At 60.4% G+C, this 26,856-nt stretch carries 21 protein-coding genes and 4 tRNA genes; 14 read left to right on the plus strand and 11 right to left on the minus strand.

Annotated elements, in window-relative coordinates; translation table 11 throughout:
* Positions 1-24: 24 nt before the first annotated feature.
* On the minus strand, positions 25-501 hold the full coding sequence (locus M2366_RS15145) for a DUF6314 family protein (RefSeq protein WP_042041221.1): 477 nt from the start codon (positions 499-501) through the stop codon (positions 25-27).
* A 42-nt stretch (positions 502-543) separates the two neighbouring features.
* Between M2366_RS15145 and M2366_RS15150 the strand changes: the two genes are divergently transcribed.
* Positions 544-1,398, plus strand: coding sequence for a carboxylate/amino acid/amine transporter (locus M2366_RS15150; RefSeq protein ID WP_259270101.1), 855 nt, complete (start codon positions 544-546; stop codon positions 1,396-1,398).
* 55 nt (positions 1,399-1,453) lie between these two features.
* Here the strand turns inward: M2366_RS15150 and M2366_RS15155 are convergent, their stop codons facing one another.
* Positions 1,454-2,311 (minus strand): sensor domain-containing diguanylate cyclase, encoded by an 858-nt coding sequence (locus M2366_RS15155; protein ID WP_259270102.1) that lies wholly within the window; start codon positions 2,309-2,311, stop codon positions 1,454-1,456.
* A 159-nt stretch (positions 2,312-2,470) separates the two neighbouring features.
* Positions 2,471-3,175: a 3-deoxy-D-manno-octulosonic acid kinase gene (locus tag M2366_RS15160; RefSeq protein WP_259237319.1), complete on the minus strand. Its 705-nt coding sequence runs from the start codon at positions 3,173-3,175 to the stop codon at positions 2,471-2,473.
* Between the two features lie 84 nt (positions 3,176-3,259).
* Between M2366_RS15160 and M2366_RS15165 the strand changes: the two genes are divergently transcribed.
* The 7 genes from M2366_RS15165 (at position 3,260) to M2366_RS15195 (ending at position 10,697) form a co-directional block, all read left to right on the plus strand.
* On the plus strand, positions 3,260-4,366 hold the full coding sequence (locus M2366_RS15165; protein WP_259270103.1) for a glycosyltransferase family 9 protein: 1,107 nt from the start codon (positions 3,260-3,262) through the stop codon (positions 4,364-4,366).
* Between the two features lie 253 nt (positions 4,367-4,619).
* Positions 4,620-5,246, plus strand: coding sequence for a guanylate kinase (gene gmk, locus M2366_RS15170; protein WP_042041213.1), 627 nt, complete (start codon positions 4,620-4,622; stop codon positions 5,244-5,246).
* A gap of 77 nt (positions 5,247-5,323) precedes the next feature.
* Positions 5,324-5,599 (plus strand): DNA-directed RNA polymerase subunit omega, encoded by a 276-nt coding sequence (gene rpoZ / locus M2366_RS15175; RefSeq protein ID WP_005307060.1) that lies wholly within the window; start codon positions 5,324-5,326, stop codon positions 5,597-5,599.
* 130 nt (positions 5,600-5,729) lie between these two features.
* Positions 5,730-7,847 (plus strand): bifunctional GTP diphosphokinase/guanosine-3',5'-bis pyrophosphate 3'-pyrophosphohydrolase, encoded by a 2,118-nt coding sequence (gene spoT, locus M2366_RS15180; protein WP_042041214.1) that lies wholly within the window; start codon positions 5,730-5,732, stop codon positions 7,845-7,847.
* A gap of 131 nt (positions 7,848-7,978) precedes the next feature.
* Positions 7,979-8,725 carry a tRNA (guanosine(18)-2'-O)-methyltransferase TrmH gene (trmH, locus tag M2366_RS15185; protein ID WP_042041215.1) on the plus strand — a complete coding sequence of 249 codons (747 nt, stop codon included), beginning with the start codon at positions 7,979-7,981 and terminating at the stop codon, positions 8,723-8,725.
* Positions 8,715-9,755 (plus strand): alpha/beta fold hydrolase, encoded by a 1,041-nt coding sequence (locus M2366_RS15190; RefSeq protein WP_042041216.1) that lies wholly within the window; start codon positions 8,715-8,717, stop codon positions 9,753-9,755. Before trmH ends, M2366_RS15190 begins: the two co-directional genes overlap by 11 nt.
* Before the next feature lie 141 nt (positions 9,756-9,896).
* Entirely contained in the window at positions 9,897-10,697 is an 801-nt protein-coding gene (locus tag M2366_RS15195; RefSeq protein WP_042041217.1) for a Cof-type HAD-IIB family hydrolase, read from the plus strand.
* Between the two features lie 68 nt (positions 10,698-10,765).
* On the opposite strand, the gene M2366_RS15200 is transcribed toward M2366_RS15195, so the two are convergent.
* Positions 10,766-11,080, minus strand: coding sequence for a hypothetical protein (locus tag M2366_RS15200; protein ID WP_259237314.1), 315 nt, complete (start codon positions 11,078-11,080; stop codon positions 10,766-10,768).
* A 199-nt stretch (positions 11,081-11,279) separates the two neighbouring features.
* Between M2366_RS15200 and M2366_RS15205 the strand changes: the two genes are divergently transcribed.
* Positions 11,280-12,923, plus strand: coding sequence for a methyl-accepting chemotaxis protein (locus M2366_RS15205; protein ID WP_259270104.1), 1,644 nt, complete (start codon positions 11,280-11,282; stop codon positions 12,921-12,923).
* Between the two features lie 180 nt (positions 12,924-13,103).
* On the opposite strand, the gene M2366_RS15210 is transcribed toward M2366_RS15205, so the two are convergent.
* The 3 genes from M2366_RS15210 to M2366_RS15220 are packed head-to-tail and all read right to left on the minus strand — an operon-like array spanning position 13,104 to position 18,041.
* A complete protein-coding gene (locus tag M2366_RS15210; protein WP_224431670.1) occupies positions 13,104-14,381 on the minus strand; it encodes a sigma-54 dependent transcriptional regulator in 1,278 nt (425 codons plus the stop codon).
* A 13-nt stretch (positions 14,382-14,394) separates the two neighbouring features.
* Positions 14,395-16,806, minus strand: coding sequence for an ATP-binding protein (locus M2366_RS15215; RefSeq protein ID WP_259270105.1), 2,412 nt, complete (start codon positions 16,804-16,806; stop codon positions 14,395-14,397).
* On the minus strand, positions 16,803-18,041 hold the full coding sequence (locus M2366_RS15220) for an ABC transporter substrate-binding protein (RefSeq protein WP_259270106.1): 1,239 nt from the start codon (positions 18,039-18,041) through the stop codon (positions 16,803-16,805). The genes M2366_RS15215 and M2366_RS15220 overlap by 4 nt, the downstream gene beginning before the upstream one ends.
* A gap of 351 nt (positions 18,042-18,392) precedes the next feature.
* Between M2366_RS15220 and M2366_RS15225 the strand changes: the two genes are divergently transcribed.
* Both M2366_RS15225 and pyk read left to right on the plus strand, forming a co-directional pair.
* Positions 18,393-19,730: an MFS transporter gene (locus M2366_RS15225; RefSeq protein ID WP_042041249.1), complete on the plus strand. Its 1,338-nt coding sequence runs from the start codon at positions 18,393-18,395 to the stop codon at positions 19,728-19,730.
* A gap of 83 nt (positions 19,731-19,813) precedes the next feature.
* Positions 19,814-21,265: a pyruvate kinase gene (gene pyk / locus M2366_RS15230; protein ID WP_259270107.1), complete on the plus strand. Its 1,452-nt coding sequence runs from the start codon at positions 19,814-19,816 to the stop codon at positions 21,263-21,265.
* 86 nt (positions 21,266-21,351) lie between these two features.
* Here pyk and M2366_RS15235 read toward each other — a convergent pair.
* The 4 genes from M2366_RS15235 to M2366_RS15250 all read right to left on the minus strand — a co-directional run bounded on the left by M2366_RS15235 (position 21,352) and on the right by M2366_RS15250 (position 21,804).
* Positions 21,352-21,428 (minus strand) — tRNA-Pro (locus tag M2366_RS15235).
* Positions 21,429-21,486: 58 nt separating this feature from the next.
* Positions 21,487-21,571, minus strand: a tRNA-Leu gene (locus M2366_RS15240).
* A 32-nt stretch (positions 21,572-21,603) separates the two neighbouring features.
* A tRNA-His gene (locus tag M2366_RS15245) sits at positions 21,604-21,679 on the minus strand.
* Positions 21,680-21,727: 48 nt separating this feature from the next.
* A tRNA-Arg gene (locus tag M2366_RS15250) sits at positions 21,728-21,804 on the minus strand.
* A gap of 235 nt (positions 21,805-22,039) precedes the next feature.
* Between M2366_RS15250 and M2366_RS15255 the strand changes: the two genes are divergently transcribed.
* From M2366_RS15255 to M2366_RS15265, 3 genes are read left to right on the plus strand one after another with little or no spacing between them, the layout of a single operon-like run.
* The gene (locus M2366_RS15255; RefSeq protein WP_042043935.1) at positions 22,040-22,603 is read left to right on the plus strand and encodes a TetR/AcrR family transcriptional regulator; all 564 of its coding nucleotides are present in this window, start codon (positions 22,040-22,042) and stop codon (positions 22,601-22,603) included.
* Positions 22,604-22,627: 24 nt separating this feature from the next.
* Positions 22,628-23,734 carry an efflux RND transporter periplasmic adaptor subunit gene (locus M2366_RS15260; protein ID WP_259237311.1) on the plus strand — a complete coding sequence of 369 codons (1,107 nt, stop codon included), beginning with the start codon at positions 22,628-22,630 and terminating at the stop codon, positions 23,732-23,734.
* Between the two features lie 15 nt (positions 23,735-23,749).
* On the plus strand, positions 23,750-26,830 hold the full coding sequence (locus M2366_RS15265; RefSeq protein WP_259270108.1) for a multidrug efflux RND transporter permease subunit: 3,081 nt from the start codon (positions 23,750-23,752) through the stop codon (positions 26,828-26,830).
* Positions 26,831-26,856: the final 26 nt, after the last annotated feature.

Here is a 26,856-nt window from a genome sequence, read left to right on the forward strand (position 1 = left end):
AACCGGCGCTTGCGCCGGTTTTTGTTATGGCGGCGATGCCCCCTCCATCAGGTGATAGCGGTAATCGAGACGCTCGTTCTTGCGGGGCCCCTGGATCTGCCAGCTCAGCCGGAAGCCGGCTGCCTCCTCCACCAGCTCGGCGCTGTAGTGATCCTGGCCGCACAGGTGGGGCTCATGGGTCTGCCAGCGGCCCGCCACCGGCCGCAACTCGAACAGCAGTACCGGGCTCTGGTAGCGCAAGTGGGAGAGGCTGATCCCCGCCGGGGTACGCTGCCACCAGAAGCGGTTCGTCATGGTCAGCACCTTGCCGTGAGGAGTCTGATAGCGGCCCTGCTCGTCAAACAGCCAGCCCCCTTGGTGATCGGTCACCTGCACCCTGCCCTCGCCGCGCCCCGTCCAGTCGGTGGCGGAGCCCGCCCCGTTACTCCCCTCGAACGCAAATGCGCCTATCTGTGGCAACCGCTGCCATAAACGCTGGATCACAGCTTCCATCTCGGCCATCATAGCGCCCTCAAAATTGACAACTGACGATAAATCAAACACATGAACTACTTGATAGGGGTTACCCTGCTCTGGTCCTTCTCCTTCAGCCTGATCGGTGTCTACCTCGCCGGTCAGGTGGATGCCTACTTCTCGGTGCTAACCCGCATCCTGCTCGCCAGTCTGGTGTTTCTGCCCTTCCTGCGTAAACGCTGGCTGCGACCCGATCTGGCTCTCAAGCTGATGGGGCTCGGCGCCATTCAGCTCGGCCTGATGTACCTCTTCTACTACCACTCCTTCCTGCTGCTGACGGTGCCTGAGGTACTGGTATTTACCATCTTTACCCCTCTCTACATCACCCTGATCCACGATCTGCTGGAGCGGCGCTTCAAGCCGAGTTATCTGGGGGCGGCCGCACTGGCGGTACTGGGCGCGGCCGTCATCCGCTTCGATGGTCTGACCGAGAGCTATCTGCTGGGCTTCCTGGTGGTGCAGGGGGCCAACCTCTGTTTCGCCCTGGGGCAGGTGGGTTACAAGGTGCTGATGGCCCGTGAAGCGCAGCAACCGCCACAACATGCGGTGTTTGGCTGCTTCTATCTGGGGGCCCTGGCTATCGCCCTGCCCGCCTGGTGGCTGCTCGGCAAACCGCAATATCCCAGCACCGGCCTGCAGTGGGGCATCTTGCTCTGGCTGGGAGTGGTGGCATCCGGGTTGGGTTACTTCCTGTGGAACAAGGGCGCCACCCTGGTCAGCAGCGGCGTGCTGGCCATCATGAACAACGCCCTGATCCCGGCGGGTCTGCTGGTCAACTTGCTGCTGTGGGGACGAGAGACGGACCTGCCGCGCCTCGCCCTTGGCGGCCTGCTGATGCTGGCCTCGCTCTGGCTGTGCCGACCCGGGAAACTGGCTCGCGCCTGATCCCGCTTGGGAGGCGCTCTTCATGGAGCGCCTCCCGAACCCGGGGCAGAGCCTGCTAGCCGATGACTTGGTTGTGCTCCTGACGGGCTTGACCGTGGCAGGAGGCGAGCCGGGCCAGCAGATGATCGATCTGCTCCCCCGGTTGATGCTGCACCAATCCGATGCTGACGGTGACTGGTCGCTCCGGCAGCAGGCTGGCATCGGCAATTTCGAGGCGCAGCCGTTCGGCGATCTCCAGGGCATCCAGCCGCTCGATGCCCGGCAGCATCAGGATGAAGGTATCGTCATCCCAGCGGGCGAAGGGGTCATCCTTGCGCAGTTCGTGACGCACGATACGCGCCAGTTTGGCCAGCATGGTGTCGCAATCGGCTTCGCCAAACAGCTGCAATATCTTGGCTCTGTGATCCACGGTGAGTTGCAGCAGGCAGAAGGCGCTCGCTTGGCCGAGGCGTTCGTTGAGCCTCTGCTCGAAATAACCGCGGCTCTCGAGCCCGGTCAGGGGATCCGTGCCCTGTTGCTCCGCCACCGGGGAGTGGGAGTGGCGGCAACGACGCACCACCCCAAGCAGCGAGCCGTCCGGCTGGCGCTGGGCTCGCTCATCGAGGCGAATATAGTGGCCATCATGGTGCAGGATGCGATAGTCCAGACGCAGCGAGTCCCGACCATGCAGACAGGCGGCGAAGGCTTCGAGCACCCGCGCCATGTCATCCGGGTGTATCCGTGCCAGCCAGCTCATCTCATCCAGATTGTCTTGGGTGAGGCCGAGCAACGCCAGGCAGGAGGGATCCCGCGCCATGGCCTGCGGCTGCGACCAGCGCCAGACGCCGGCATCCATCAGTTGCATGGCATCCGCCATCAGGGAACTATCCAGCCGGGTCACTGTGTCCGCTAGCGGAGCCTTCAGTACATCCATCAAACGCCTCTAAACCGTGAAACTTGTCGTGAACCCCAATAAGTAGCATCGGGGCAAGGGATCGGCAATCCGCATCGGGGTGTTTGTGATGAAAAAGACGCGTCAGCTCGGGAGGGCAAGCGACCCTCAGCCGGGACCGCACCTCACGCCTCACCGAGGCTAGCCCCGATAGCCCTGCATCAGGGTCTGCCAGTTCTCCGGCACGAAGTGGAAGCTGGTATGCAGCTGGGCTTCTTTATTGAAAGAGCGCAGCAATCGCTCCAGATTGGCCTGCTGCCAGCTGCCTGGCGCACGGATGGCCCCCTTGTCAAAATCGATCACCCACACCTTGTCCGCCTTGTCGAGCAGCAGATTGTGGCTGTTGAGATCCGCGTGATAGACACCGGCATCGTGCAGCTGGCGTATCGTCTGACCCACCCGCAACCAGATGTCGGCAGCGACAGAACCCCGTTTGAGCAGGGCCACCAGATCCTTGGCACCACGAATGCGCTCGATCAGGATGTCGGCCCGGTAGAAGGGGCCCTGCTTGACCATGCGTGCCCCGAACGGCCTGGGCACCGGCAACCCTTGACGGCTCAGGGTCTCCAGCAGGCTGAACTCGGCCATGGCACGGCTCGATTCCACCCCCTCGAACCAGAAGCGATCCCGCACCACCCTGCCCACCATGCCGCCGCGATAGTAGTGGCGCAGCACCAGATGGCAGGACTCCTCCTTCACGAACCAGGTCACCCCCCGGCCGATGGCCGAGCCCACCACCTTGCCCTGGTTCTGCCACCAGAGGGGATCGAATAGCCTGGGCGAAGGATGGTTGAAGAGGTCATCGGCAAACCAGCACACCTGGTTCTTGTCGGTTTGAATTTGCATCTGGTGGGTTCCGGGCAGTCATTGGTCGCAATTTTACAATCCATGATGGAGTTTGCATAATGCCATTCATCGATTTCCCATCTATTGCGCCACATCATGCTGCCGTTCCAAACGCCACCCTCTTCAATCTGTATATTGCGGCTCTCCGCCATTGGTGATTGCTGCCACGCACTGGCGCTGGTGCGGGTCATTCAGCGGGAGTGGCCGGACACCCGCATCACCTGGGTCATCGGCAAGCTGGAGGCGGGGCTCTTTGCCGACTTGCCCGGTGTCGAGGTGATCCCTTTCGACAAGGGTCAGGGCTGGCGTGGCTACCGCGCCCTCTGGCAGCAGCTGCAAGGCCGAAAATTCGATGCCCTGCTGCATCTGCAGGCCGCCCTGCGCGCCAGCATCGCCACCCTCGGCATCCGCGCCGACGTCAAACTGGGTTTCGATCGGGAGCGTGCCAACGATGGTCAATGGCTGTTCACCAATCACAAGGTGCCCTCGCCTGCCTCCCCTCATGTGCTGGACGGCTTCCTCGCCTTCGCCCGCGAGCTGGGCATCAAGGATCTGACCCCGGACTGGCAGCTACCCATAGCCCCTGAACATCAGGTCTGGGCCAAGGCGCAGATTGCCGGGCAACCGACCCTGCTCATCTGTGCCGCCGCCAGCAAACCGTTCAAGAACTGGACCGCAGCTGGCTATGCCGCCCTGGCGGATCATGCCCACCGCCAGGGCATGCGAGTGCTGCTGTGCGGCGGGCCGGCCAAGCTGGAGCGGGATCTCGCGGCTGAGATACGGCGCCTGAGCCAGAGCAAGCCGGTCGACCTGGTCGGCCAGACCAACCTCAAGCAGTTGCTGGCATTGATCAAGGAAGCGAGCCTGGTGCTGGCCCCCGATACCGGCCCCACCCACATGGCGACCCTGGTCGGCACCCCCGTCATCGGCCTCTATGCCCATCACAATCCGGCCCGCACCGGCCCCTATCTGTGCCACGACTATGTGGTCAGCGTCTATCGGGATCTGATCGAGCAGGAGACCGGCAAACCTCTGAGCGAGCTGAGCTGGCGCACCCGGCTCAAAGACCCGGACGCCATGGCCAAGCTGCCGGTCGAGCGGGTGATCGCCCGCTTCGACCAGTGGTGGCAAGCGGGGGAGGAAGCGGGCAATCCATCGAAAATCCCGAGCAGTCAGCGAGAGATAACCTGATAGTCTCCCGAGTATTTCCTCGCCAGAATAGCCGCTGCGTAGAGGCAACTCTCGCAGCAAGCTACGAATCCTTTGATCGGCTGGAATATGATTCCGGCCGTTTTTTTATCTGCGGTCATCTGCTACCATCTGCCGCCTTTACATCCCCCTGCTGCTGAATTTTCTGTGTGTTGTGCTTGGCTGTCGCCCCGAGGGGCAGGAGACGGCGCTCTCTGCTACAACCAAAACACGGTAAACGTTGAAAGGTACTGACATGGCGCAACAAGGCACCCTCTACATCATCTCCTCCCCAAGCGGAGCGGGTAAGTCCAGTCTGATCAATGCCCTGCTCAAGCAGCCTGAGGCCGCTGGCCGTATGCAGCTCTCCGTCTCCCACACCACCCGCGCCATGCGTCCGGGGGAAGAGAACGGGGTCCACTACCATTTCGTACCGGTCGAAGAGTTCAAGGCACTGATCGCCCGTGGCGACTTCCTGGAGTGGGCCGAGGTGTTCGGCAACTACTATGGCACCTCCAGGGCAGCCATCGAGGCCTGCCTGGCCCGGGGTATCGATGTCTTCCTCGATATCGACTGGCAGGGCGCCCGCCAGATCCGCGAGCAGATGGAGACGCAATCCATCTTCATATTGCCGCCGAGCCGTCCCGAGCTGGAGCGCCGCCTGATCGGTCGCGGGCAGGACAGCGAAGAGGTGATCCGTGGCCGCATGGAGAAAGCCATTGCCGAAATGGTGCACTACGATGAGTATGACTATGTCATCATCAACGAAGAGTTTGAGCTGGCGCTGGGTCAACTCAAGGCCATCATCGAGAGCCAAAGGTTGAAGATGTGCCGCCAACGGCAGGCGCAGCAAAACTTGCTGCAACAGCTACTGGCGGAATAAGCTAAAACCAAGTACACTTTTGCGTCATTTTTAAACACCGTCTTTTAAACACTAAAAGTCTAAACACTGGAGTCTGCATGGCACGCGTTACTGTAGAAGATGCTGTAAAACAGGTAGGTAACCGTTTTGACCTGGTACTGGTCGCCGCGCGCCGCGCCCGTCAGATCGCGGTTCAAGGTAAAGACCCCCTGGTTGACGAAGAGAACGACAAACCGACCGTGATCGCCCTGCGCGAGATCGAGCTGGGTCTGGTGAACAACCAAGTGATGGACACTCAGGACCGTTACGAGCAGCAAGAGCAGGAAGCTGCCGAGCTGGCTGCCGTCGCTGCCATCGCCGAAGGCCGCGGTTAAGTCCTACGAGTCGGCACCCGCCCGGGTGCCGACTGTTCTTCCCCCCATTTACAACCGCTCGAAAACCTCGCAAACTCAGGGCTATACCCTCAATATCACGGATTGCTGAATTACCGCAGCGGGGCATGTCTTGTATCTATTTGAAAATCTTAAAGAAGTAGCCAGTTCTTATCTGCCATCCGAGCAGGTTGAGAAACTCAAGCAAGCCTATGTGGTAGCCCGTGACGCTCACCAGGGTCAGATGCGATCCAGTGGTGAACCCTATATCACCCACCCGGTGGCGGTTGCCCGCATTCTGGGCGACATGCGTCTGGACCACGAGACTCTGATGGCGGCCGTGTTGCACGATGTCATCGAGGATACCCCGGTCACCAAGGCCGAGCTGGCGGAGTTGTTCGGTGATGCCGTGGCCGAGCTGGTTGCCGGTGTCTCCAAGCTCGACAAGCTGAAGTTTCGCGATCGCAAGGAAGCCCAGGTCGAAAACTTCCGCAAGATGATGATGGCCATGACCCAGGACATCAGAGTCATCCTGATCAAGCTGGCCGATCGCACCCACAACATGCGCACCCTCGGCTCCCTGCGTCCGGACAAGCGCCGCCGCATCGCCCGCGAGACCCTGGAAATCTTCGCCCCCATCGCCAACCGGCTCGGTATCCATACCATGAAGAACGAGCTGGAAGAGCTCGGCTTCGAGGCGCTCTACCCCATGCGCTCCCGGGTATTGCGCGAATCCGTGCGCCGTGCCCGTGGCAATCGCCGGGAGATCATCGACTCCATCCAGAGTGAAATTCAGGGGCGACTGCAGGAGTCCGGCATCGAGGCGCAGATCAGCGGCCGCGAGAAGAACATGTTCTCCATCTACAACAAGATGGAGAAAAAAGAGCTGCAATTTCATGAGGTAATGGATATCTATGCCTTTCGCGTCAAGGTGAAGGACATAGACACCTGTTACCGGGTGCTCGGGCAGATGCACAACCTCTACAAGCCCCGCCCCGGCCGCTTCAAAGATTACATCGCCATCCCCAAGACCAACGGCTATCAATCCCTGCACACCTCCCTGGTCGGGCCCCACGGGGTGCCGGTCGAGGTGCAGATCCGTACCGAATACATGGATCAGATGGCCGACAAGGGGGTTGCCGCTCACTGGGCCTACAAACAGGATGGCGACAGCTCGGGCACCACGGCCCAGATCCGCGCTCAGCGCTGGATGCAGAGCCTGCTCGAACTGCAACAGAGCGCCGGCAGTTCGTTCGAGTTTATCGAGGGGGTCAAAACCGATCTCTTCCCGGACGAGATCTACGTGTTCACCCCTGAAGGCCGCATCATGGAGTTGCCCACCGGGGCGACGCCGGTCGATTTTGCCTATACGGTCCACACCGACATCGGCCATGCCTGCGTCGGTGCCAGGGTCGACCGCCACCCCTACCCCCTGAGCAGCCAGCTTCAGTCCGGTCAGACAGTGGAGATCATCACGGCCCCTGGCGCTCGCCCCAATGCCGCCTGGCTCAACTTCGTGGTGACCACCAAGGCCCGCTCCAAGATCCGCCAGTTCCTCAAGAACCTGCGTACCGAAGAGTCAGTGGTGCTCGGCCGCCGCCTGCTCAACCATGCCCTGGGTGCCAAGAATATCGAGGACATTTCGGAATCCCGCATCAAGCAGGTGCTGACCGATACCAAGCATGAGAACCTGCAGGGGCTGCTGGCCGATATCGGCCTGGGCAACGCCATGAGTGTCATGGTCGCCCGCCGCATGCAGGATGAGGGGCTGTCCCAGGGTGATCAGCCCAAGAACAGCAGCAAGAAGATGCCGATCAGGGGTGCCGATGGCATGCTGGTCACCTTCGCCAACTGTTGCCGCCCCATTCCCGGCGATGCCATCATCGCCCACATCAGCCCGGGCAAGGGGCTGGTCATCCACCAGGAGTCCTGTCGCAACATCAAGGGTTACAGTCGCGAGCCGGACAAGTACCTGCCGGTACAGTGGGAAGTGGATACCGAGCAGGAACAAGAGTTCAAGACAGGTATTCACATCGAGATCGTCAACCATCAGGGCGCCCTGGCCGAGCTGGCCAACGTGATCGCCGCCACCGGCGCCAATATTCACGCCATCAGCACCGAAGAGAAAGATGGTCGCGTCTACCTGGTAACCCTGCTGATCACCACCAAGGGCCGCATCCATCTTGCCAACATCATGCGCAAGATCCGGGTCATGCCCAATGTGCTCAGGGTCGGTCGACAGAAGAACTGATACCACAGGCGGCGCAAGCCGCCTGATGCTTTCAGGGCGACGCACAGCCTCGGCTTACTGAGCTGGCGCCCGTCGACCCTTCGCCCGTGCCAGATGACGACACAGGCACCACAGACTTGATAGAGACAGCCATGACCCCCGAACGTTATCAACGCATCTCCGACATGCTGGCCATGCGCCAGCTCGACCTGACCGTCTGCCTCGAAGAGGTCCACAAGCCGCACAATCTGGCCGCCATAGTGCGCACCGCCGATGCCGTGGGCATCCACAGGGTGCATGCGGTCTGGCCGAAGAACAGCATCCACAAGCGCAAGGGCACGGCCCGCGGCAGCCAGAACTGGGTCGATATCTCTCTCCATAGCGACATCCAGGGCGCCATCACCGATCTCAAGGCCGCCGGCATGCAGATCCTGGCCACCCACCTGGGGGAGCAGTCGGTGGATTTTCGCCAGATTGATTACACCAAACCCACCGCCATCTTGCTCGGCCAGGAGAAGTTCGGCATCACTCCGGAGGCGTTGGCCCTGGCCGATCACCATATTGTCATCCCCATGGTCGGCATGGTGCAGTCCCTCAATGTCTCGGTCGCCGCCGCCGCCATCTTGTATGAGGCCCAGCGCCAACGTGAGCTGGCCGGCTGCTATCAACGCGGCTGCCCCCTCGACGCCGAGGAGCAGAATGCCATCTTGTTCGAGGGGGGCTATCCCATCTATGCCCAACTCTGCAAAGAGAAAGAGATGCCTTACCCGCCGCTGGGTTCCCAAGGCGAGATCCTGGCCGATGACGCCTGGTGGCAACGCATGCAGCTGACCCGCAAGGGCTGGGCTGCGCAACAAGATGACCCCCTGGATATGGAGTGTCCATCCGATGAAATTTAGCTGCCTGCCCCTGCTGGCCCTGACCCTGCTATCCGCCGGAGCCTTAGCCGTGAACAACCCCTATCAGCTGACCACAGAAGCCGAGCTGCCTGCCCTCTATGAAGAGACGCTACCCGCATTCTGGCGCGACCACGCCCGCGAGGGGGAGTTTCAGGGCAAGGCCGGGATCCCCATCCGCTACGCCGTGCTGCGCAATCCAGACAGCGATCGCGCCATCATGATCGTCAACGGCCGGGTAGAGACCTACCTCAAGTATCAGGAGCTGGCCCGGGATCTGTGGCGTCAGGGCTATAGCCTCTACCTCATCGATCACCGTGGCCAGGGGCTCTCCGGCCGCCTGCTGGCAGACAAGGAGAAGGGGTATGTGGTCGACTTCGAAGACTATGTCGCCGATCTCAAGCAGTTCCACGATCACGTCGTCATGGCCGACAAGCCCGCCAAGCTGTTCCTGCTGGCCCACTCCATGGGTGGCGCCATCTCGGCTCGCTATCTGGAACGCTGGCCGGATGACATAAGGGCGGCCGCGCTCTCTTCACCCATGATGGGCATCAACCTGGGGGGCCTGCCCCACTGGCTCGCCAAGGGAGTCGCCGCCACCATAGGCACCGTCGGGGGCTGGTTCGGAGAGCCGCCTTATGGCCCAGGCCAGGGGGGATATCAGGATCAGGGCTTCGCGAATAACGAGCTGACCCACAGCCAGGCACGCTATGCCGCGTTCCGCCAGCAATATGAGCAGACCCCTCAGGTCAAGCTGGGCGGCGCCACCGCCCACTGGATCCATCAGGGCATGATGGGTGGCGAGCGCGCCATCCAGGAGGCTGGCAAGATCAAGACGCCGCTGCTGCTGTTGCAAGCGGGGGCCGACAGCGTGGTCGACAACCAGGCCCAACTCGATTTCTGCCAGCGCGCCCCCTGCGAGGGAGGCAAACCCCTGCGCATCGAGGGTGCCTGGCATGAGCTGTTTATCGAAAGCGATGACAAACGCCTGCCCGCCCTCACCGCCATTCTCGATTTCTTTGGCCGCTACTGAACCCGGGCATGCCGCCATCTGCGTGGCGGCATGCCTCACAAAACACTCAAAAGCTGCTTATTTTTTGTAACCCTAAATAAATGGGGCCAGTGGGATGGCTGGGGTAAACTGCCCCGGCATTCACGTGAAACCGAGGTAACGATGTTCAAGGTAGTTGTATCCGATCTCGACGGTACCCTGCTCAACCAGCAGCACCAGATCTCCCCCCGCACCCGCGACACTCTGCACCGTCTGGTGGCCCAGGGCATCAAGTTCGTGGTCGCCACAGGTCGTCATCACGTGGATGTTCGCTCCATTCGCGACGCCTTGGGGCTGGACATCTATCTCATCACCTCCAATGGCGCCATGGTACATGACAAGCAGGATCGGCTGGTGTTCAACCAGTCCCTGCCAAGCGACGTTGCCGCCGAGCTGATCGCCCTGCCCCGGGATCCCAGCATTCATCTCAACGTCTACCAGGGAGATGAGTGGCTGGTGGAAGAGGAGCTGCCCTGGTTGCTCAACTTCCACGATGAGTCCGGTTTCAGCTATCGACTGACCGATCTCCAGAGCTGTTCGAAGGAGCAGATCAGCAAGGTGTTCTACATCGGCGAACACGAGAAGCTGCTGAGCATAGAGGCCGAACTCAATGCCCGGTATGGTGACCGCCTCAATGTCACCTTCTCCCTGCCGGATTGCCTCGAGGTGATGCACGCCGGGGTCCACAAGGGCAATGCCGTACAGGCCGTACTGGCCCAACATGGGCTGGATATGTCCCAGGCGGTGGCCTTTGGCGATGGCATGAACGACTTCGAGATGCTGGACATGGTTGGGCGCGGTGTGGTGATGGAAAATGCCCATGACCGCCTCAAGCTGGCGCTGCCCGAGCACGCACGCACCCTCAGCTCCGATGAGGATGGAGTGGCCATCTATCTGGAGCAGCTGTTCTCGCTGCCCGCCTGAACCACCCAGTCATAAAAAACGCCCCCGCTCAGTCGGGGGCGTTTTTTTGATCGGATCTCAGCCAGCGGCTAGCGCTTGAACCTGTGCTCACAGGCCTTGCAAAAGAACTCCTCGGAGAGACGCCGATCCAGGGCACGGCCCACCAGCCAGCCAACGGTTCCGGCGCCCAGGCCGCCGAGCAGACCACCGCAGATGGCCCCCAGCAGAGCCCCAATGGGGGTGCCAAGACTCCCCAAAGTTCCTCCCCAGATGGCACCCGCCTTGGCGAGGGTCGCCGCCCCCGCATAGCCGCCCGCGGCCCCCATCCCCAGCGAACAGGCTCGCCCCACCCGCTCATCCAGCACCTTGTCGACCCCCTCGCGCAAACACCTTGGACATCTCATAGCCATCCCCTCGCAGACTCAGCTCCCTGATTATTGGTCAGAAATACCTCAAGGGCTCCCGCAATGGACAAATACCGAATTTGGGCCCTCACTAACCCAAATTCCACCATCCAGGGCCGCGAACCGTGACCCCTGTCGAGATCAAAGATTCACCAGCTCCGATAATGTGGCCCTCCTTCCTCACCACGGCGACGCCCCCATGACCCTTCTGAACAACCTCTCGTTTACCACCAAATTACGGGTACCCATCCTGATGGTGTTGCTCATCATGTCCGCTGTGATGGCGGTGGCCTACCGCAGCTTCAGTGAACAGCAGCGGATCAACCGGACGGTAACCGAACAGATATTGCCGGTTCAGAACGCCCTGGAGGATGCCTACCGGGATCTCTACCAGATAGTGGCGGCGGGCCAGGGGTTGATCGTCGGTGGTATCACCGAGCGCAACCTCGCCTTTCAGCATCAGGAGTTCATCGACAACAGCAGCAAGGCCAGAGCCCGGCTAGCCGACGTACAAGGCCTGATCGGGAGCGGCCTGCTCGGGGCGGAGCATCAGGCCAGCCTGGATCTGATGCTGGCAGAGTTCGATCGCTGGTTGCCGCACTATGGCGCCGTCTTTGCCCATCCCCAGTCCGCCAGCAACTATCTGGCAACCCATTTCGATGAGGCCGAGCGGCAATTTTCATCCATCCGCAAGCAGCTCAACCTGCTCAAGGAGGCGGTGACGCTGAGCAGAGAGACCTTGATGGCGCAGAGCCAGGCGTCCAGCCAGCATGCCCAGCAGCTGATGAGCCTGGGCACCCTGGCCGCCGTCCTGTTTGCCATAGGGCTGACCTGGTGCCTGACCCGGTTGATGCTGCAGCCACTGCGCAATATGCAGCAGGCCCTGGCCAACATCGCCGATGGCGAGGGGGATCTGACCCAGCGGCTGAGCATCCACAGTCGGGATGAGATAGGCGCCCTGGGCACCGCCTTCAACCGCTTCATCAGCCGGGTGCATCAGATAGTCGGTGATGTCAGCCAGACCGTCGTCGCCGTCCAGTCCGCCTCGACTCAGCTCCATGAGCTGATGACCAAGATGGTCGACAACGGTCTGAGCCAGCAACAGCAAAGTGACCAGATAGCGGCCGCAGTAGAGGAGCAGAGCGCCACCAGCGGTCAGATGATGGCCCATGCCCGTCAGACCGCGAGCGCCTCGAGTGAGGCTGCCCAACAGGTCCAGAGCGCCAGCGAGGATCTGCATCTGACGGTGACGGCCCTGGAGGCGCTGGTCCTGGATATTCAGGCATCGGAGCAGGGTGTCACCCGGTTGGAGCAGGATGTGGTGCACATCTCGACCGTGTTGGCGGTGATCCGTGGCATCGCCGAGCAGACCAACCTGCTGGCGCTCAACGCCGCCATCGAGGCCGCTCGCGCCGGGGAACAGGGGCGGGGTTTCGCCGTGGTGGCCGACGAGGTACGCAACCTGGCCAGCAAGACCCAGCACAGCACCGGGGAGATACAGCAGATGATAGAGCGATTGCAGCAGGGCAGTCAGCTGGCGGTGCAGCGGATGGGTGCCAGCAGCAAACAGAGCCACCAGGTAGTGGCTCAGGCCCATCAGACCCGCGCCAACCTCGGCCAGATGAGCCAGGCCATCGTCATCATCAACCAGATGAACGATCAGATCAGGGTCGCGGCTCATGAGCAGAGCGAGGTCAGTGGCGAGATAAACCAGAACCTGCAAGCCGTCGCCAGCAATGGCCGCGCCATGTTGACGGGCCTGGAGCAGGTACGCCTGACCTGTGCCCAATTAGGAGAGCAGAGCCAGCAGCTGGCGATCACCATTCGCCAGTTCAGGCTCTGATGGCTCAGTCTGATGATTCAGTCTGATGGCCCTGATGGCTCTGATGGCTCTGATGGCCCTGATGGCTCTGATGGCTCTGATGGCTCTGATGGCTCTGATGGCCCTTATGGCCCTGATGGCTCTGATGGCTCTGATGGCTCTGATGGCTCTGATGGCTCTGATGGCTCAGGGTGAGCCTGATCAGCTCTGTGGCTTGAACAACTCCTTGTCCAGATTATGTTTTTTCATGCGCAGGTAGAGTTTTTTACGGGGGATACCAAGGTAGTTGGCGGCCTCGGCTACCCGGCCGGAGAAGAGGAAGAGCGTGTCCTCTATGATGCGCTTTTCGTACTCTTCGACCAGGTCGTCGAGGGGCTCCCGGGCATTGGCAGCCGGTATGGCTCGCTCAACCCCGGCCAGCTTGATGATGCCCACGGCATAGAGCTCGGCCACGTTGCGCAGCTCCCGGATATTGCCGGGCCACTGGTGGCGCTTGAGGGTCTCGAGATAGGGTCTGTCCACCTGGGGCAGGGGCCGGCCTATCCGCTTGCAGCCCTGACGCAGGAAGGTGCGAAACAGGGGAATGATGTCACAGCTGCGCTCGGCCAGGCGAGGCAGCTTGATCCTCACCTGAGAGAGATAGTAATAGAGCTCGGGCATCAGCAGATGCCGCTCCACCAGCCGCTCCGGGGCCTCATCAAACAAGGCGATGGTGCGCTGCGCCTTGTTGCCATTGCGCTCCTGCTCCAGCAGATAACTCCCCAGCCAACGCTGGCTCTCCGGGCTGAGCCGGGCGGGAGCCTGCAAGACCAGCGTCCCCTTGGCACAGAGGGTCAGGCTCGCCCTGATCTCGGCCAGTTCGGGGGAGGTGGCGCCATCATGGACATGCAGGGGACCCTCCTTGCGATCGCTGATGCTGTGCAGCAAGGTGGCCAGAGTATGGCGTCCGCAGCCAGGCTCCCCCTCCAGCATCAGATCCTTGTCGGTCTGGGCCAACTGGTTGAGCTGCTGGCGGATGGCCACTATCTGCGGACTGGTGCCGATCAGTTGATGATCGACCGCCGTCTGGATCTCGCTGCGATGGGACAGTATGTTGCGCCTCTGTTCGAGCGCCCTGGCCAGCAGCGCCAGCAGTGCCTCCGGGTTCAGGGGCTTCTCCAGAAAGTCGAAGGCACCCTGCTTGACCGCCTTGACCGCCAGCGGTATGTCGCCATGGCCCGTGATCAGGATCACCGGGATCTCGGCATCGATCCGTTGCAGCTCGGCCAGCAGATCCAGGCCATTCATCGCCGGCATATAGATGTCTGAGATCACCACTCCGGGCCAGTGCGCGTCCAGCAGGGCCAACCCCTCCTCCGGGCTGGTGGTCGCCTTCGGCTGATAGCCGGACAGGGTGAGCAGATGGCAATAAGAGTCCAGCACATCTTCATCGTCATCCACCAGGAGCACATCGGGGATACGACTGCGGGTTAACAACATGGGCAATACTCCGTCATGCATGGCCGTCGGCGCCCGTGGACACATCGGCCTTATCGGCAACAAATTCCAGCACCACCATAGCACCCCCGGACAGGGCAGAGCCCAACCAGACTTGACCATGGCAACGTTCCAGCAAGGAGCGGCAGATGGTCAGCCCCAATCCCAGCCCCACCGCTTTGCTGGTGGTGAAGGGGGTGAACAGCTTGGGCAACATGGCCTCGTCGAAGCCGGGACCACTGTCGCAGATCGCAATGCCCAGCCGCCCGCCCCCCAATGCGATCGCAAACAGGTTGATCTCCCGTCGCTCCCGGCCAGCGATGGCATCCAGCGCATTCACCAACAGATTGACCAGTACCTGCTCCACCAGACCCGGGTCGGCCTGGATCCAGAGATCGGCGGGCAGCTCATTGGACAAACGACAGCCATCACGCTTGGCCCTGTTCTCCACCAGCAGCAAGGATTGCTCTGCCAGTTCATGCAAGTCTAGGCGGCACAAAGCACTGGTTGTTGGCGACTTGCGGGCAAAATTGCGCAGCGCCGTGATGATGCGGCTCATGCGCTGGGCCAGCCGCTCTATCTTGTCCAACTCTTCGCCCAGCCCCTGACCCTCCTTGGCCGCCAGCTTCACCCGACTGGTATAGAGGTAGGTCATCATGGCGGACAGGGGTTGATTGAGTTCGTGGGCCAGGCTGGTCATGGCCTGACCCACCACCGCCATCTTGGCGGCCTGGATCAGCTCATCCTGGGTTTGCAGCAAATGGCGCTGCGCCTGCTCCCGCTGGGTCACCTCCTCGGCCAGCCGCTGGTTATTCTCGGTCAGCGCCAGGGTGCGCTCCGCCACCAGCCGCCCCAACTCACGGGCCGTCAGCTCCTGGCGGGTCACATCCGTGATGGTGATGATGAACTTTGGCCTCCTGGCCTGTTCGAAGCGGCGGAAATTGAAATGGAGAAAGCGCACCTCTCCCGCCAGCTCGGCCGAGAGGGTGCACTCACTGCTGCCGGTCTGCAGCAAGGGCTGATCGGGCTGGAATTGTGCCGCCAGTTGGGCGCCCGCCTCCCCGGGGAACACTTGCCAGAGCGGCTGATCCGGCTCGATGGCTGTCTGCTGAAACAGGGCCAGCGCACTGGGGTTGACCGACTCTATGGTGCCATCCGGATAGCAGGTGATCAGACTGGCCTGGGTATTGTTGATGAGATTGAGGGCATTGGTTCTCTCCATCTGCTGCAACTGCTCGCAGAAGCTGCGCAGGCTCTCCCCCAGCCGCCCTATCTCATCACGCCCCATCGTCTTGATGGGCTGATCCAGTTGGCCGGCCGCCACCCCGGCCAGATCCTGGCTGAGGATATCGAGGCGCTGGATCAGTCGCCGTCCGATCAATACCACCAGTACGAAGCCACTGATCAGCACCGAGGTACCCAGTACCACCAGGATCACCCGCTTGCCGGTTGCCACCTGACGGCTGCTGTCCTGCGCCAGGGTACGCAGGGCATGGTTGGCATCGGTGACCAGCAGGCTCACCCTGGCATGGTAGCGGGAGACGGAGCGATCGAGCAGGGGACCTAATGCGATGAGCTGTTGCTGGGTGCGCACATCCTCCCCTAGCAGCCGTTGCAGCTGGCCGCCGGGTTTGACCAGGGTCACTATCTCTTTGAGGATCTGACGATAACTCACCGTCGAGGGGTAATCGGCGAGACGGGCCGTCAGGGTGTTTATCTCTGCAATCTTGTAGCCAATGAACAGGAAGGCGCTCTCCAGATCCTGTTGATAGCGTTGGCTGATCACCTCCTCCACCAGGCTCTGCAGCTCATTCTCCTTGAAGGTGAGATCCTGCAGGGTAGAGAACTCCTTGATGATCTCCCCCAGGGTGCCCTGTTGCTTCTTGTCCTCGACCATCGCCGTCAGGTGCCACTCCACCTCTTGCAGCAGAGGGGCTACCTCATCCACCAGATCCTGATGCAGCCAGGCGCTGCGTTTTTGTATCTGTGCCAGTGTGGCCTGATGATCCAGCTGCTGACGCAGGTAGTCCGCATGACGCTCTACCTGCCCCCCCAACTCGGCGAAGGTCTGACGTTGGCTCGGGGTTTCCTTGTGGTCAGGGGAACTGGCGAGGGAGGCCTGGCGCATCTCCTGCAAGGTCGTCGATACCTGACGGGAGAGGCGCTGATAGTCACCCAGATCCCCCGTGTCCCTGAGCTGGGCCAGCTGCAACAGCAGGCGCGAGCTGGCGCGCTCCAACTGGTAGGCCCCGTCGATAGCCGGCAGGTTCTCCTCGACGATCATCCCGACCTGGCGGCCGAGCCTGTCCCACATCACATAAGCGGTGACCCCCATGCCAAGGGTCAGTATCGTGATGGCGATGAAGGCCAGGGTGAGCCGCCGTCCCAGGGTGCTGGGCCAGCGCAGCCACCAGCCTCTCCCCCTCATGGCTGCGCCGCCTGTTCGACCAGCGCCATGGCCGCATTCAGGTTGTCCTGGGTGAGTTGACGCCATTGATGCAGCATGCGCTCCGCCTGCGGGCTCGCCTTGTCCCCTTCGTAGAAATCGTCAAACAGCGCCAACAGTGCCGGATCCTGCGCCTGCTGTTCGGTAAGCGGCGGTGTGCTGGCCCGCACCCTGGCCTGCGCGATCAGGGCGGCCCTTCTGCCGCTCCCGTTCCCATCGGCTTCGTCGATGCCTCGCCAGGTCAGCCGCAAGCTGGGCAGTTGCTGGGTGATGGTCTGCTCGAACAGCACTTTGAGCAGACTGGCACGGCGATAGAGCAACTCCTTGTCGAGCACGAAGTCCGTCTGCTGCGCCAGTTGCGGTTCGGTGAGTGTCACCTTCGCCATCTCGGAAGTACCGACCACGGCCTGTCCCTCGGCGGAGAGCAGGAAGTCGATGAACTGACCCGCCAACGCCGACTGTTGGCTGCCCTGCATCACCGCCAGGTAGGTCGGTAGTATCGCGCCCTGACGCAGGGGGGTGAAACCTATGTAGTCGAAGTGCGCCTGACTGGTGCGGGCATAGCTCTCTATGACCAGCCCAGCCCCTGCCAGGCCACGGCTGATGCCATCACTGACCCCGAAGCTGCGCGCCGTGATAGCGGAGAGATTGCCGCCGATCTGCATCAGGATGGCCCAGCCCTGCTGCCAGCCATATTGCTGCAAGATGCTCTCCACCATCATATGAGTCGTGCCGGACTGGGAGGGAGAACTCATCATCACATGCCCCATGAACACCGGATCCGCCAGACTCTGCCAGTCGTGCGGCACCGGCAGCCGGTATTTCTCGAGATAGCGCCTGTTATACATGATGCCGATCCCGGAATAGCCGACCACGGCCACCTTGCCGTCCAGGCCGAGAATATGCGGACTCAACCAGGCGGGAGGCTGGGTGTGCACGGGCAAGCGGGCGAGCAGGCCCGCCTTGTCCAGAGAGTGGAAGAAGGTGGGGGAGGAGGAGAGCACCATGTCGACAGGGGCGCCATCCCACTGGCTCAGCAGCCGCTGGGCCGAGAGGGTGCGTCGGTAGATAACCTCAATCTTGACCTCGGGATGACGCTGGGTAAATCCCTCTACCATGGCCTGAGTCGGGCTCTCCGAGAAAGAGGTCAGCACGGTCAGCGCTGCCGCCTGAACCCCACCGCTGCACAGCCAGCAGGCGATAGTGAGTATGAACAACGGTCGGCAAGGGCTCTGCATAAGGGGGGACGCATCCTGTGGTGAACGGATTATGTGCTACAGCTCAAAGATCCGGAACATGGTGAAATATTCGTGGTCGGTGGCATGAGCCACTCCTGACCCATTCCCCCCCATTCATCCCTCTCATTTTCGGTGATCCCCCCAGATCGAACCAGCCGGAAGATGTCATTTATGACTCGCCAAATCAGTCAGTTGAGTCATCTCTGACCCAAATTCTCGGCTTTGCTGACCCCTGTTATCCCTACCTACTATGCCAAGGACGGCAGAGCAACTTTGCACTATGGCAGAACATCTCTGCACTTTAGTACCCAATTATTCACGGAGAGTACCATGTTCAACTTCTTCAAGACGCGAGCCGACCTTCCGGTCATGGACGCCTCGCCGGACAAGATAAGATCCATCTATCGCAAGTATCAGTGGCAGGTCTTCCTGGGCCTGGTACTGGGCTACGCCATGTTTTATGTGGTTCGCATGAGCCTTAACGTGGTCAAGAAACCGTTGCTGGATGCCGGGATCGTCACCCTGGATGAACTGGGTGTCATCGGTTCGGCCTTCCTGTTCACCTACGCGGTCGGCAAGTTCTCCAACGGCTTCCTGTCGGATTACGCCAACATAGGCCGCTTCATGTCGGTCGCCCTGGGCGCCTCCGCCGTCTGTACCATCTTCATGGGCATGAACACGGCCACCTTCTTCCTGGTGCTGATGTGGGGCCTGAACGGCTGGTTCCAGTCCATCGGCTCGGCGCCCTCCTGCGTCTCCATCTTCCAGTGGTTCTCCCCCAAGCAGCGTGGATCCGTCTACTCCATCTGGGGCGGCTCCCGCAATATAGGTGAAGGCATCTCCTGGATACTGACCGCCACCGTCGTCAGCTACTTCGGCTGGCAAGCGGGCTTCATCGGGGCCGGTATTGCCTCCGGGATCGCCGCCATCTTCATGTTCCTGGCCCTGAAGGACCGCCCGCAGACTTATGCGCTGCCCGAGCCTGCCGTCGCCTTCGGTGAAGAGCCGGAGATCGCCAAGAAAGTCGAGCCGGCCGAGATCCGCCGCGCCCAGATGTTCATCCTCAAGCAGCCGACCGTCTGGCTCATCGCCGCCGCCTGCGCCTTCATGTACATGTCCCGTTACGCCATGAGCTCCTGGGCCGTGCTCTATCTGCAAGAGCAGAAGGGATACAGCCTGATCGATGCCGGCTTTGCCATGTCCGCCTACCCCATCGCCGGTTTCGTCGGCGCCATCCTGGCCGGGGTCATCTCCGACAAGGTATTCAACTCCAACCGCCACATCCCGACCCTGCTGTACGGCTTGGCCAACATCGCCGGTATGTGCCTGATGTTCTGGGGCCCCCAGAGCCGCATGATGGACGCCGTCGCCCTCTCCCTGATCGGTTACTCCATCGGTGGTCTGGTGGTGTTCCTGGCCGGTCTGACCGCCTGTGACCTGATGCCCAAGACCGCCGTCGGCGCCGTGAAAGGCTTCATCGGCCTCTGCTCCTACATCGCCGCCTCCGGCCAGGAGCTGGTCTCCGCCGCCCTCATCAAGACCAGCGTGGTCGACGGGGTCACTCACTACGACTTCAGCAGTGCCCAGTACTTCTGGCTTGGTGCTTCGGTCATCTCCATGTTGCTCGCCCTGACGGTGTGGAAAGCCAAAAAAGTCGTCAACTACTGACCATCACGCAAATGAACCCAATAAAAAAGGTGGTCTCTTGACCACCTTTTTTATGTCACGCCCCCAGACAGAGAGTCCACCCCATGCGTAAAACCAAGATTATCGCTACCCTAGGCCCGGCCAGCTCCTCCAGGGAGATGGTGGAAAAATTGATCCTGGCGGGAGCCAATGTGTTTCGACTCAACTTCTCCCATGGCACCAGTGAACAGCATCAGCAACTCGCCCGGCGGATCCGCGAGGTTGCGACCCGGCTCGGGGTGCACATCGGCATACTGGCCGATCTGCAAGGCCCCAAGATCCGGATCGCCAGCTTCGCAGAGGGCAGCATACGGCTGCTGCCGGGGGATGGTTTCATTCTGGATGCCAGTCTGGATCCCGCGCAGGGCAACCAGGAGCGCGTCGGCCTCGATTACCCCGAACTGGTCAATGAGGTCAGGGTCGACAACATATTGCTGCTCGACGATGGCCGCCTGCAGTTCAAGGTGGAGCACATTGCAAAGAACCGGGTCTACACCCGAGTATTGATCGGGGGCGTCTTGTCCAATCGCAAGGGGATCAACGTGCTGGGGGGCGGCCTGAGCGCACCGGCCCTGACTGAGAAAGACAAGCTGGACATCGTGACGGCGCACCAGTTGGGCGCCGACTTCGTCGCCGTCTCCTTCCCGCGCAGTGCGGCAGACTTGCAGGAGGCGCGGCAATTGATCCGGGCCACCGGCAGCAGGGCCGCCATCGTTGCCAAGGTGGAGCGGGCCGAGGTGGTCGCCTCCGTCGAGGCCATGGATGACGTCATCCGCGCCGCCGACATCATCATGGTGGCCAGAGGGGATCTGGGCGTCGAGATAGGCGACGCCAGACTGCCCGGCGTCCAGAAGAGACTGATCCAGCGCTGTCGCCTGCTTGGTCGCCCGGTGATCACGGCGACCCAGATGATGGAGTCCATGATAACCAACCCCATGCCAACCCGGGCCGAGGTGCTGGATGTCGCCAATGCGGTCATGGACGGTACCGACGCCGTGATGCTTTCGGCGGAATCTGCCGCAGGCAGTTATCCGGTTGAAGCCGTTGAGGCCATGGCCCGCATCGCCCTCGGTGCAGAGCAGGAGGCGCTATTCGGGCAGCCACTCTGGCAGAAGATCGGCTCACAGGAGCAACCCGGCCACGGCATGGCGCTGGCTGCCATGATCTCCGCCTTCGGACAGAACAAGGGGTGCGGTATTGCCGTGCTGACCCGCCAGGGCGCTGCCGTCATCGCCCTCTCCCGCACCCATCTCGACAACCCGCTCTGGGCCCTCTCCAGCGATAGGCCCTTGCTCAATCAGATGGCCATGCTGCGTGGCGTGCGTCCCATCTACTTCGAACAGACGCAGACAGATAGTCGCCATGACCACCTGATCGCCACCTTGCGCCAGGCCAACCAGCTGACCGGGCTCGACTCTCTGTTGATCAGCCAACTTGATGCCTTGGAGGGATATGGTCATGAGGATGTCTGTCGCCTGGTGCCCCTGAGCACTGATCCTGTGGCGTTTGCCTGCTGATGGTGAGGCCTGGCTCTGAACAGAGAGGGCCGAATCGCAGGATCCAGAATGCAAAAAACCCCGCCGAAGCGGGGTTTTTCTAAATATGGTCGGTGATAAAGGATTCGAACCTTTGACCCTCTGGTCCCAAACCAGATGCGCTACCGGGCTGCGCTAATCACCGAGAAATTTTGTACTGCCACACAAAAAACGACTTTGTCATCCTTTGCTTACAGTCAGTATGGTGCGAAGAGAGGGACTCGAACCCTCACACCCTAAGGCACTAACACCTGAAGCTAGCGCGTCTACCAATTCCGCCACCTTCGCATACCGAACTAACTGTCACTCTACAGCTTAAATGGGGTGGCTGATGGGGCTCGAACCCACGACAACCGGAATCACAATCCGGGACTCTACCAACTGAGCTACAGCCACCACAGCTGTTTTGTTCCACAACACGCCCGCTAATCAGCGCACGTTTGATGGTGCGCCCGACAGGATTCGAACCTGTGACCTCTGCCTCCGGAGGGCAGCGCTCTATCCAGCTGAGCTACGGGCGCCACGCTGTCGAACGGGGCGGATTATTCATTACCTGAGCCTGCTTGTCTACTCTTTTTTTATTTCATTGATTCAAGTGCTGTTTTTTCAATCACTTGGCAGCATTTGTAACAACTAATCAGCCATTAGGCCTGATTTGGCACCAGGATCCCCTGTTTCTACTGCTTCTACCTCCTTGACTTGCCCTCACATGCCCCTAAAATGAATGAACGTTCATTCAGTGGCATCCCAAGGACCATGAACAAGAAAGAGCGCATCTTCGATGCCGCACACGATATTCTCGCCGAGCAGGGCTTCCATGGGCTCTCCATTGCCATGGTCGCCAAGCAAGCGAAGGTAGCAACTGGAACTATTTATCGTTATTTTAGCGACAAGGAAGATTTGATCCGCCAGCTTTATCGGCACACCATCATGGGGTGCCGTGAGCAGATACTGAATGACGTGAATATAGAAGAGACATCTTTCGAGCAATACCGACAGTTGTGGCTCAATATTCATCACATTTTTACGTCCGACCCGAATGCCATCATCTGCAAACTGCAGTATGAGTGCTCGCCTTTGGCCTCGGAACTGGAACGCGACCCCGTCATCATGGCGCTATGGGAACCATTAGATCGGTTTTTTGAGCGAGGTCGTATAACAGGACTGTTTATCGATTTACCGCTGAGGGTGCTGCAATCCCTCAGCCTGGACAGTGTTGCCCTCTTGCTACAACAATGCAGGGGGCATAAGTTGACCCTGACCGATACACAGCAGGAAGCCGTGATACGTGCCAGTTGGCAAGCCATATTACAACCCTAAAACTTCTCTATCAGGAATCTGTTCATGAAAAAGTGGATGGCCATCATGTTGCTGATCGCGCTGGCCCTGTTTGGCAGTGTTATCGGCTTCAATATGTTCAAGCAGAAGAAGATCGCCGAGTTCATGGCCAACAGGCCAGAACCCGAATTCCCTGTCACCTCCATGGTTATCAAGCCCCAGGACTGGGTCCCGACCATAGAGGCAATTGGCTTCGTCGAACCAAACCAGGGGGTCACGCTGTCGACCGAGCTGGCGGGTACCATAGACAAGATCGCCTTCGAATCAGGCATGGCCGTCACCGCCGATCGACTGCTGATCAGCCTGGACTCCAGTGTTGAGAGAGCCAACCTGCGCTCCTCCACCGCCAGACTGCCTGCCGCCCGAGCCAAGTTCGAGCGCTACAAGAACCTCTATACGAAGAACTCCATCTCCCGTGACCAGCTCGATGATGCCGAAGCCAGTTATCGCTCCCTGGAGGCCGATATTGAGAGTCTGAAGGCGACCATAGCCCGCCGGGAAGTACGCGCGCCTTTCGCGGGTGTCGTCGGTCTGCGTAATGTCTTCCTCGGCCAGTACATGGAACCGGGTACCGACATAGTGCGTCTGGAAGATATCAGCGTGATGCGTCTGCGCTTTACCGTGCCCCAGACCGATATCTCCAAGATATCCCTGGGCCAGACCATCAAGATCAGCGTGGATGCTTACCCGCAAACCGAGTTCAGCGGCAAGATCAGCGCCATCGAGCCAGCGGTCAACTATCAGAGCGGTCTGATCCAGGTCCAGGCGGACATCCCGAACAATGGCGGTAAACTGCGCTCCGGCATGTTTGCCCGCGCCAGCATTGTGCTGCCCACCATCAAAGACCAGGTCGTGCTGCCCCAAAATGCCATCACCTTCACCCTCTATGGTCAGAACGTCTACGTCATCCAGGAGAAGGACGGCGTCAAACGTGTCACCCAACATGTGGTCAAGGTTGGCGAGCGCCGCGGCAATGACGCCCATATCCTGAGCGGCATCAAGGCCGGTGATGAAGTGGTGCTGTCTGGACAGGTGCGATTGAGTAACGACACCAAGGTCAAAGTTGAGAAAAACGATGCCCTGGCCGTCCCGGCACAAGCCCCGATGCTGTAAGCGCGGAGATCTGTAATGCGATTTACTGACATATTCATAAAGCGGCCCGTGCTGGCAATCTCGATCAGTTTTCTGATCGCCTTGCTCGGCTTCCAGGCCATCTTCAAGATGCAGGTGCGCGAATACCCCGAGGTGATCAATACCGTCATCACGGTCAACACCAGCTACTACGGCGCCAGCTCGGACCTGATCCAGGGTTTCATCACCCAACCCCTGGAGCAGGCGATAGCCCAGGCCGACAACATCGACTTCATGACCTCGTCCAGCCAGCTGGGCAGCTCGACCGTGACGGCATTCATGAAGTTGAATACCGACCCGAACGCCGCGCTGTCAGACATACTGGCCAAGGTGAACTCGGTACGTTCCCAACTGCCCAAAGAGTCGGAAGACCCTTCGGTCACCTCCTCCACAGGGTCGACCACGGCGGTGCTCTATCTGGGTGTCACCAGTCCTGAGCTGAACTCCAGCCAGATCACCGACTACCTGGAACGGGTCGTCAAACCCCAGCTGTTCACTGTGGGCGGCGTCTCCAAAGTGGATCTGTATGGCGGTACCGAGTTTGCCCTGCGCGTCTGGCTGGATCCGGCCAAGATGGCCGCCTTCGACCTGACCGCAACTGACGTGATGACGGTGCTCAACAGCAACAACTATCAGTCGGCAACCGGTCAGTCCACCGGCTATTTCATGCTGTTCAACGGGGATGCCAAGACTCAGGTCACCAATACTGCCGAACTGGAGCGACTGGTTGTATCGACTCGGGAAGGCAAGGTGATCCGCCTGTCCGACATCGCCAAAGTCAGCCTGGAGAAGAGCCACGACATCTATCGTGCCACCGCCAACGGCCGCGAAGCCGTGGTGCTGGCGGTCAACGCCTCACCGACCGCCAACCCGATCAACATCGCCCACGATGTGCTAGCGATGCTGCCAAGCCTCAAACGCAACATGCCGAGCACCATGGAGATGAACGTCCTCTATGACTCGACCGTGGCTATCAATGAATCGATCCACGAGGTTATCAAGACCATCATAGAGGCGGCGGCCATCGTATTGGTGGTGATCACCCTGTTCCTGGGCTCGTTCCGCGCCGTGATCATCCCCATCATCACCATCCCCTTGAGTCTCATCGGGGTCGTGATGGTAATGGACATCTTTGGCTTCTCCATCAATCTCATGACCTTGCTTGCCATGGTGCTCGCCATCGGTCTGGTGGTGGATGACGCCATCGTGGTGCTGGAGAACGTGGACAGGCACATCAAGGAGGGTGAGGAACCCTTCCGGGCCGCCATCATTGGCACCCGGGAGATAGCCGTGCCCGTCATCGCCATGACCCTGACCCTGGCTGCCGTGTATGCCCCTATCGCACTGATGGGCGGCATCACCGGCTCGCTATTCAAGGAGTTTGCGCTGACCCTGGCGGGGGCAGTATTTGTGTCGGGCATCATAGCCCTGACCCTCTCCCCCATGATGTGTTCCGTGATGCTCAAGGCCAATGCCAAACCGAACAAATTCGAGAGCACTGTGCATCACCTGCTCGAGCGCATGACGGATCGCTATGACCGCATGCTCCATGCCGTCATGCAAAAACGCATCGTGGTCATCGTCTTCGCGGTCATCGTCTTTGGCAGTCTGCCATTGCTGTTCAAGTTCATTCCGAGCGAACTGGCCCCCTCCGAAGATAAAGGAGTCATGGCGGTGCTGGGTACGGCGCCCTCGAACGCCAACCTGGACTACATAGAACAGACCATGAAGGAGGTGAACAAGGTGCTGGATGATCAGCCCGAGATCGCTTACTCCCAGGTTTTCTCCGGTCTGTTCAATGCCAACCAGGCATTCGGTATCGCCTCCATGAAACCCTGGAGCGAGCGGGAAGCCAGTCAGAAAGAGGTGCTGGATCGGGTCGGTGAAATTGTCAAAAACGTACCTGGCATGTCCATCACCACCTTCCAGTTCCCCGAATTGCCAGGCGCGTCCAGCGGCTTGCCGATCCAGTTCGTCATCACCACACCGAACAGCTTCGAGAGCCTGTTTATCGTGGCGAGCGAAGTGCTGGCCGCCGCTCAGGCCAGTGGTCAGTTTGTCTACTCGGATCTCGATCTGAACTACGACTCTGCCACCATGAAGATCAGCATCGACAAGGACAAGGCGGGTGCCTACGGCATCACAATGCAGGACATAGGCGTCACCATGGGCACCATGATGGCGGATGGCTACGTCAACCGTATCGATCTGGATGGCCGCTCCTATGAGGTGATCCCGCAGGTGGAACGCAAGTACCGCCTCAACCCCGAGTCGATGAAGGGCTACTATGTTCGCGCCGCCGATGGCCGCTCAGTGCCCCTTGGCAGCCTGATCACCATAGATGTGGTCGGTGAGCCACGCGCCCTGCCCCACTTCAACCAGCTCAACTCGGCGACCATAGGTGCAGTACCTACTCCGGGTGTTGCCATGGGTGATGCGATCGGCTGGTTAGAAACGGAAGCGGCTTCCACCCTGCCCCAGGGCTATCGTTACGATTTCATGGGCGAGGCGCGTCAGTTTGTCACCGAAGGCAATGCGCTCTATGCCACCTTCGCGCTGGCACTGGCCATCATCTTCCTGGTGCTGGCCATCCAGTTCGAATCCGTCCGTGACCCGTTGGTGATCATGGTATCGGTTCCCCTGGCCATCAGTGGCGCCTTGATCGCCCTGGCTTGGGGCCTGGCGACCATGAACATCTACTCCCAGGTGGGCTTGATCACCCTCGTTGGTTTGATTACCAAGCACGGCATCCTGATCTGTGAGGTAGCCAAAGAGGAACAGCTGCTGCACGGCAGGAACCGTATGGAAGCGGTGATGCAGGCAGCCAAGGTGCGACTGCGCCCCATACTGATGACCACGGCGGCCATGATAGCGGGTCTTGTCCCGCTGCTGTACGCCGCCGGTGCTGGCGCAGCCCAGCGCTTCAGTATCGGTATCGTCATCGTCGCCGGTCTGGCCATCGGCACCCTGTTCACGCTGTTCGTACTGCCGGTTATCTACACCTTCCTGGCGTCCAAACATGAGCCGCTCAAGGAGTTCGACGAGTCGGTCCCTCCCAAGGCACAGGGCGGTCACTGATCCCCTGCTCCATATGAATGAAAAGG

The sequence above is a fragment of the Aeromonas sp. BIGb0405 genome, from assembly GCF_024807335.1.
In the GTDB taxonomy this organism is placed as follows: Bacteria; Pseudomonadota; Gammaproteobacteria; order Enterobacterales; family Aeromonadaceae; genus Aeromonas; species Aeromonas rivuli.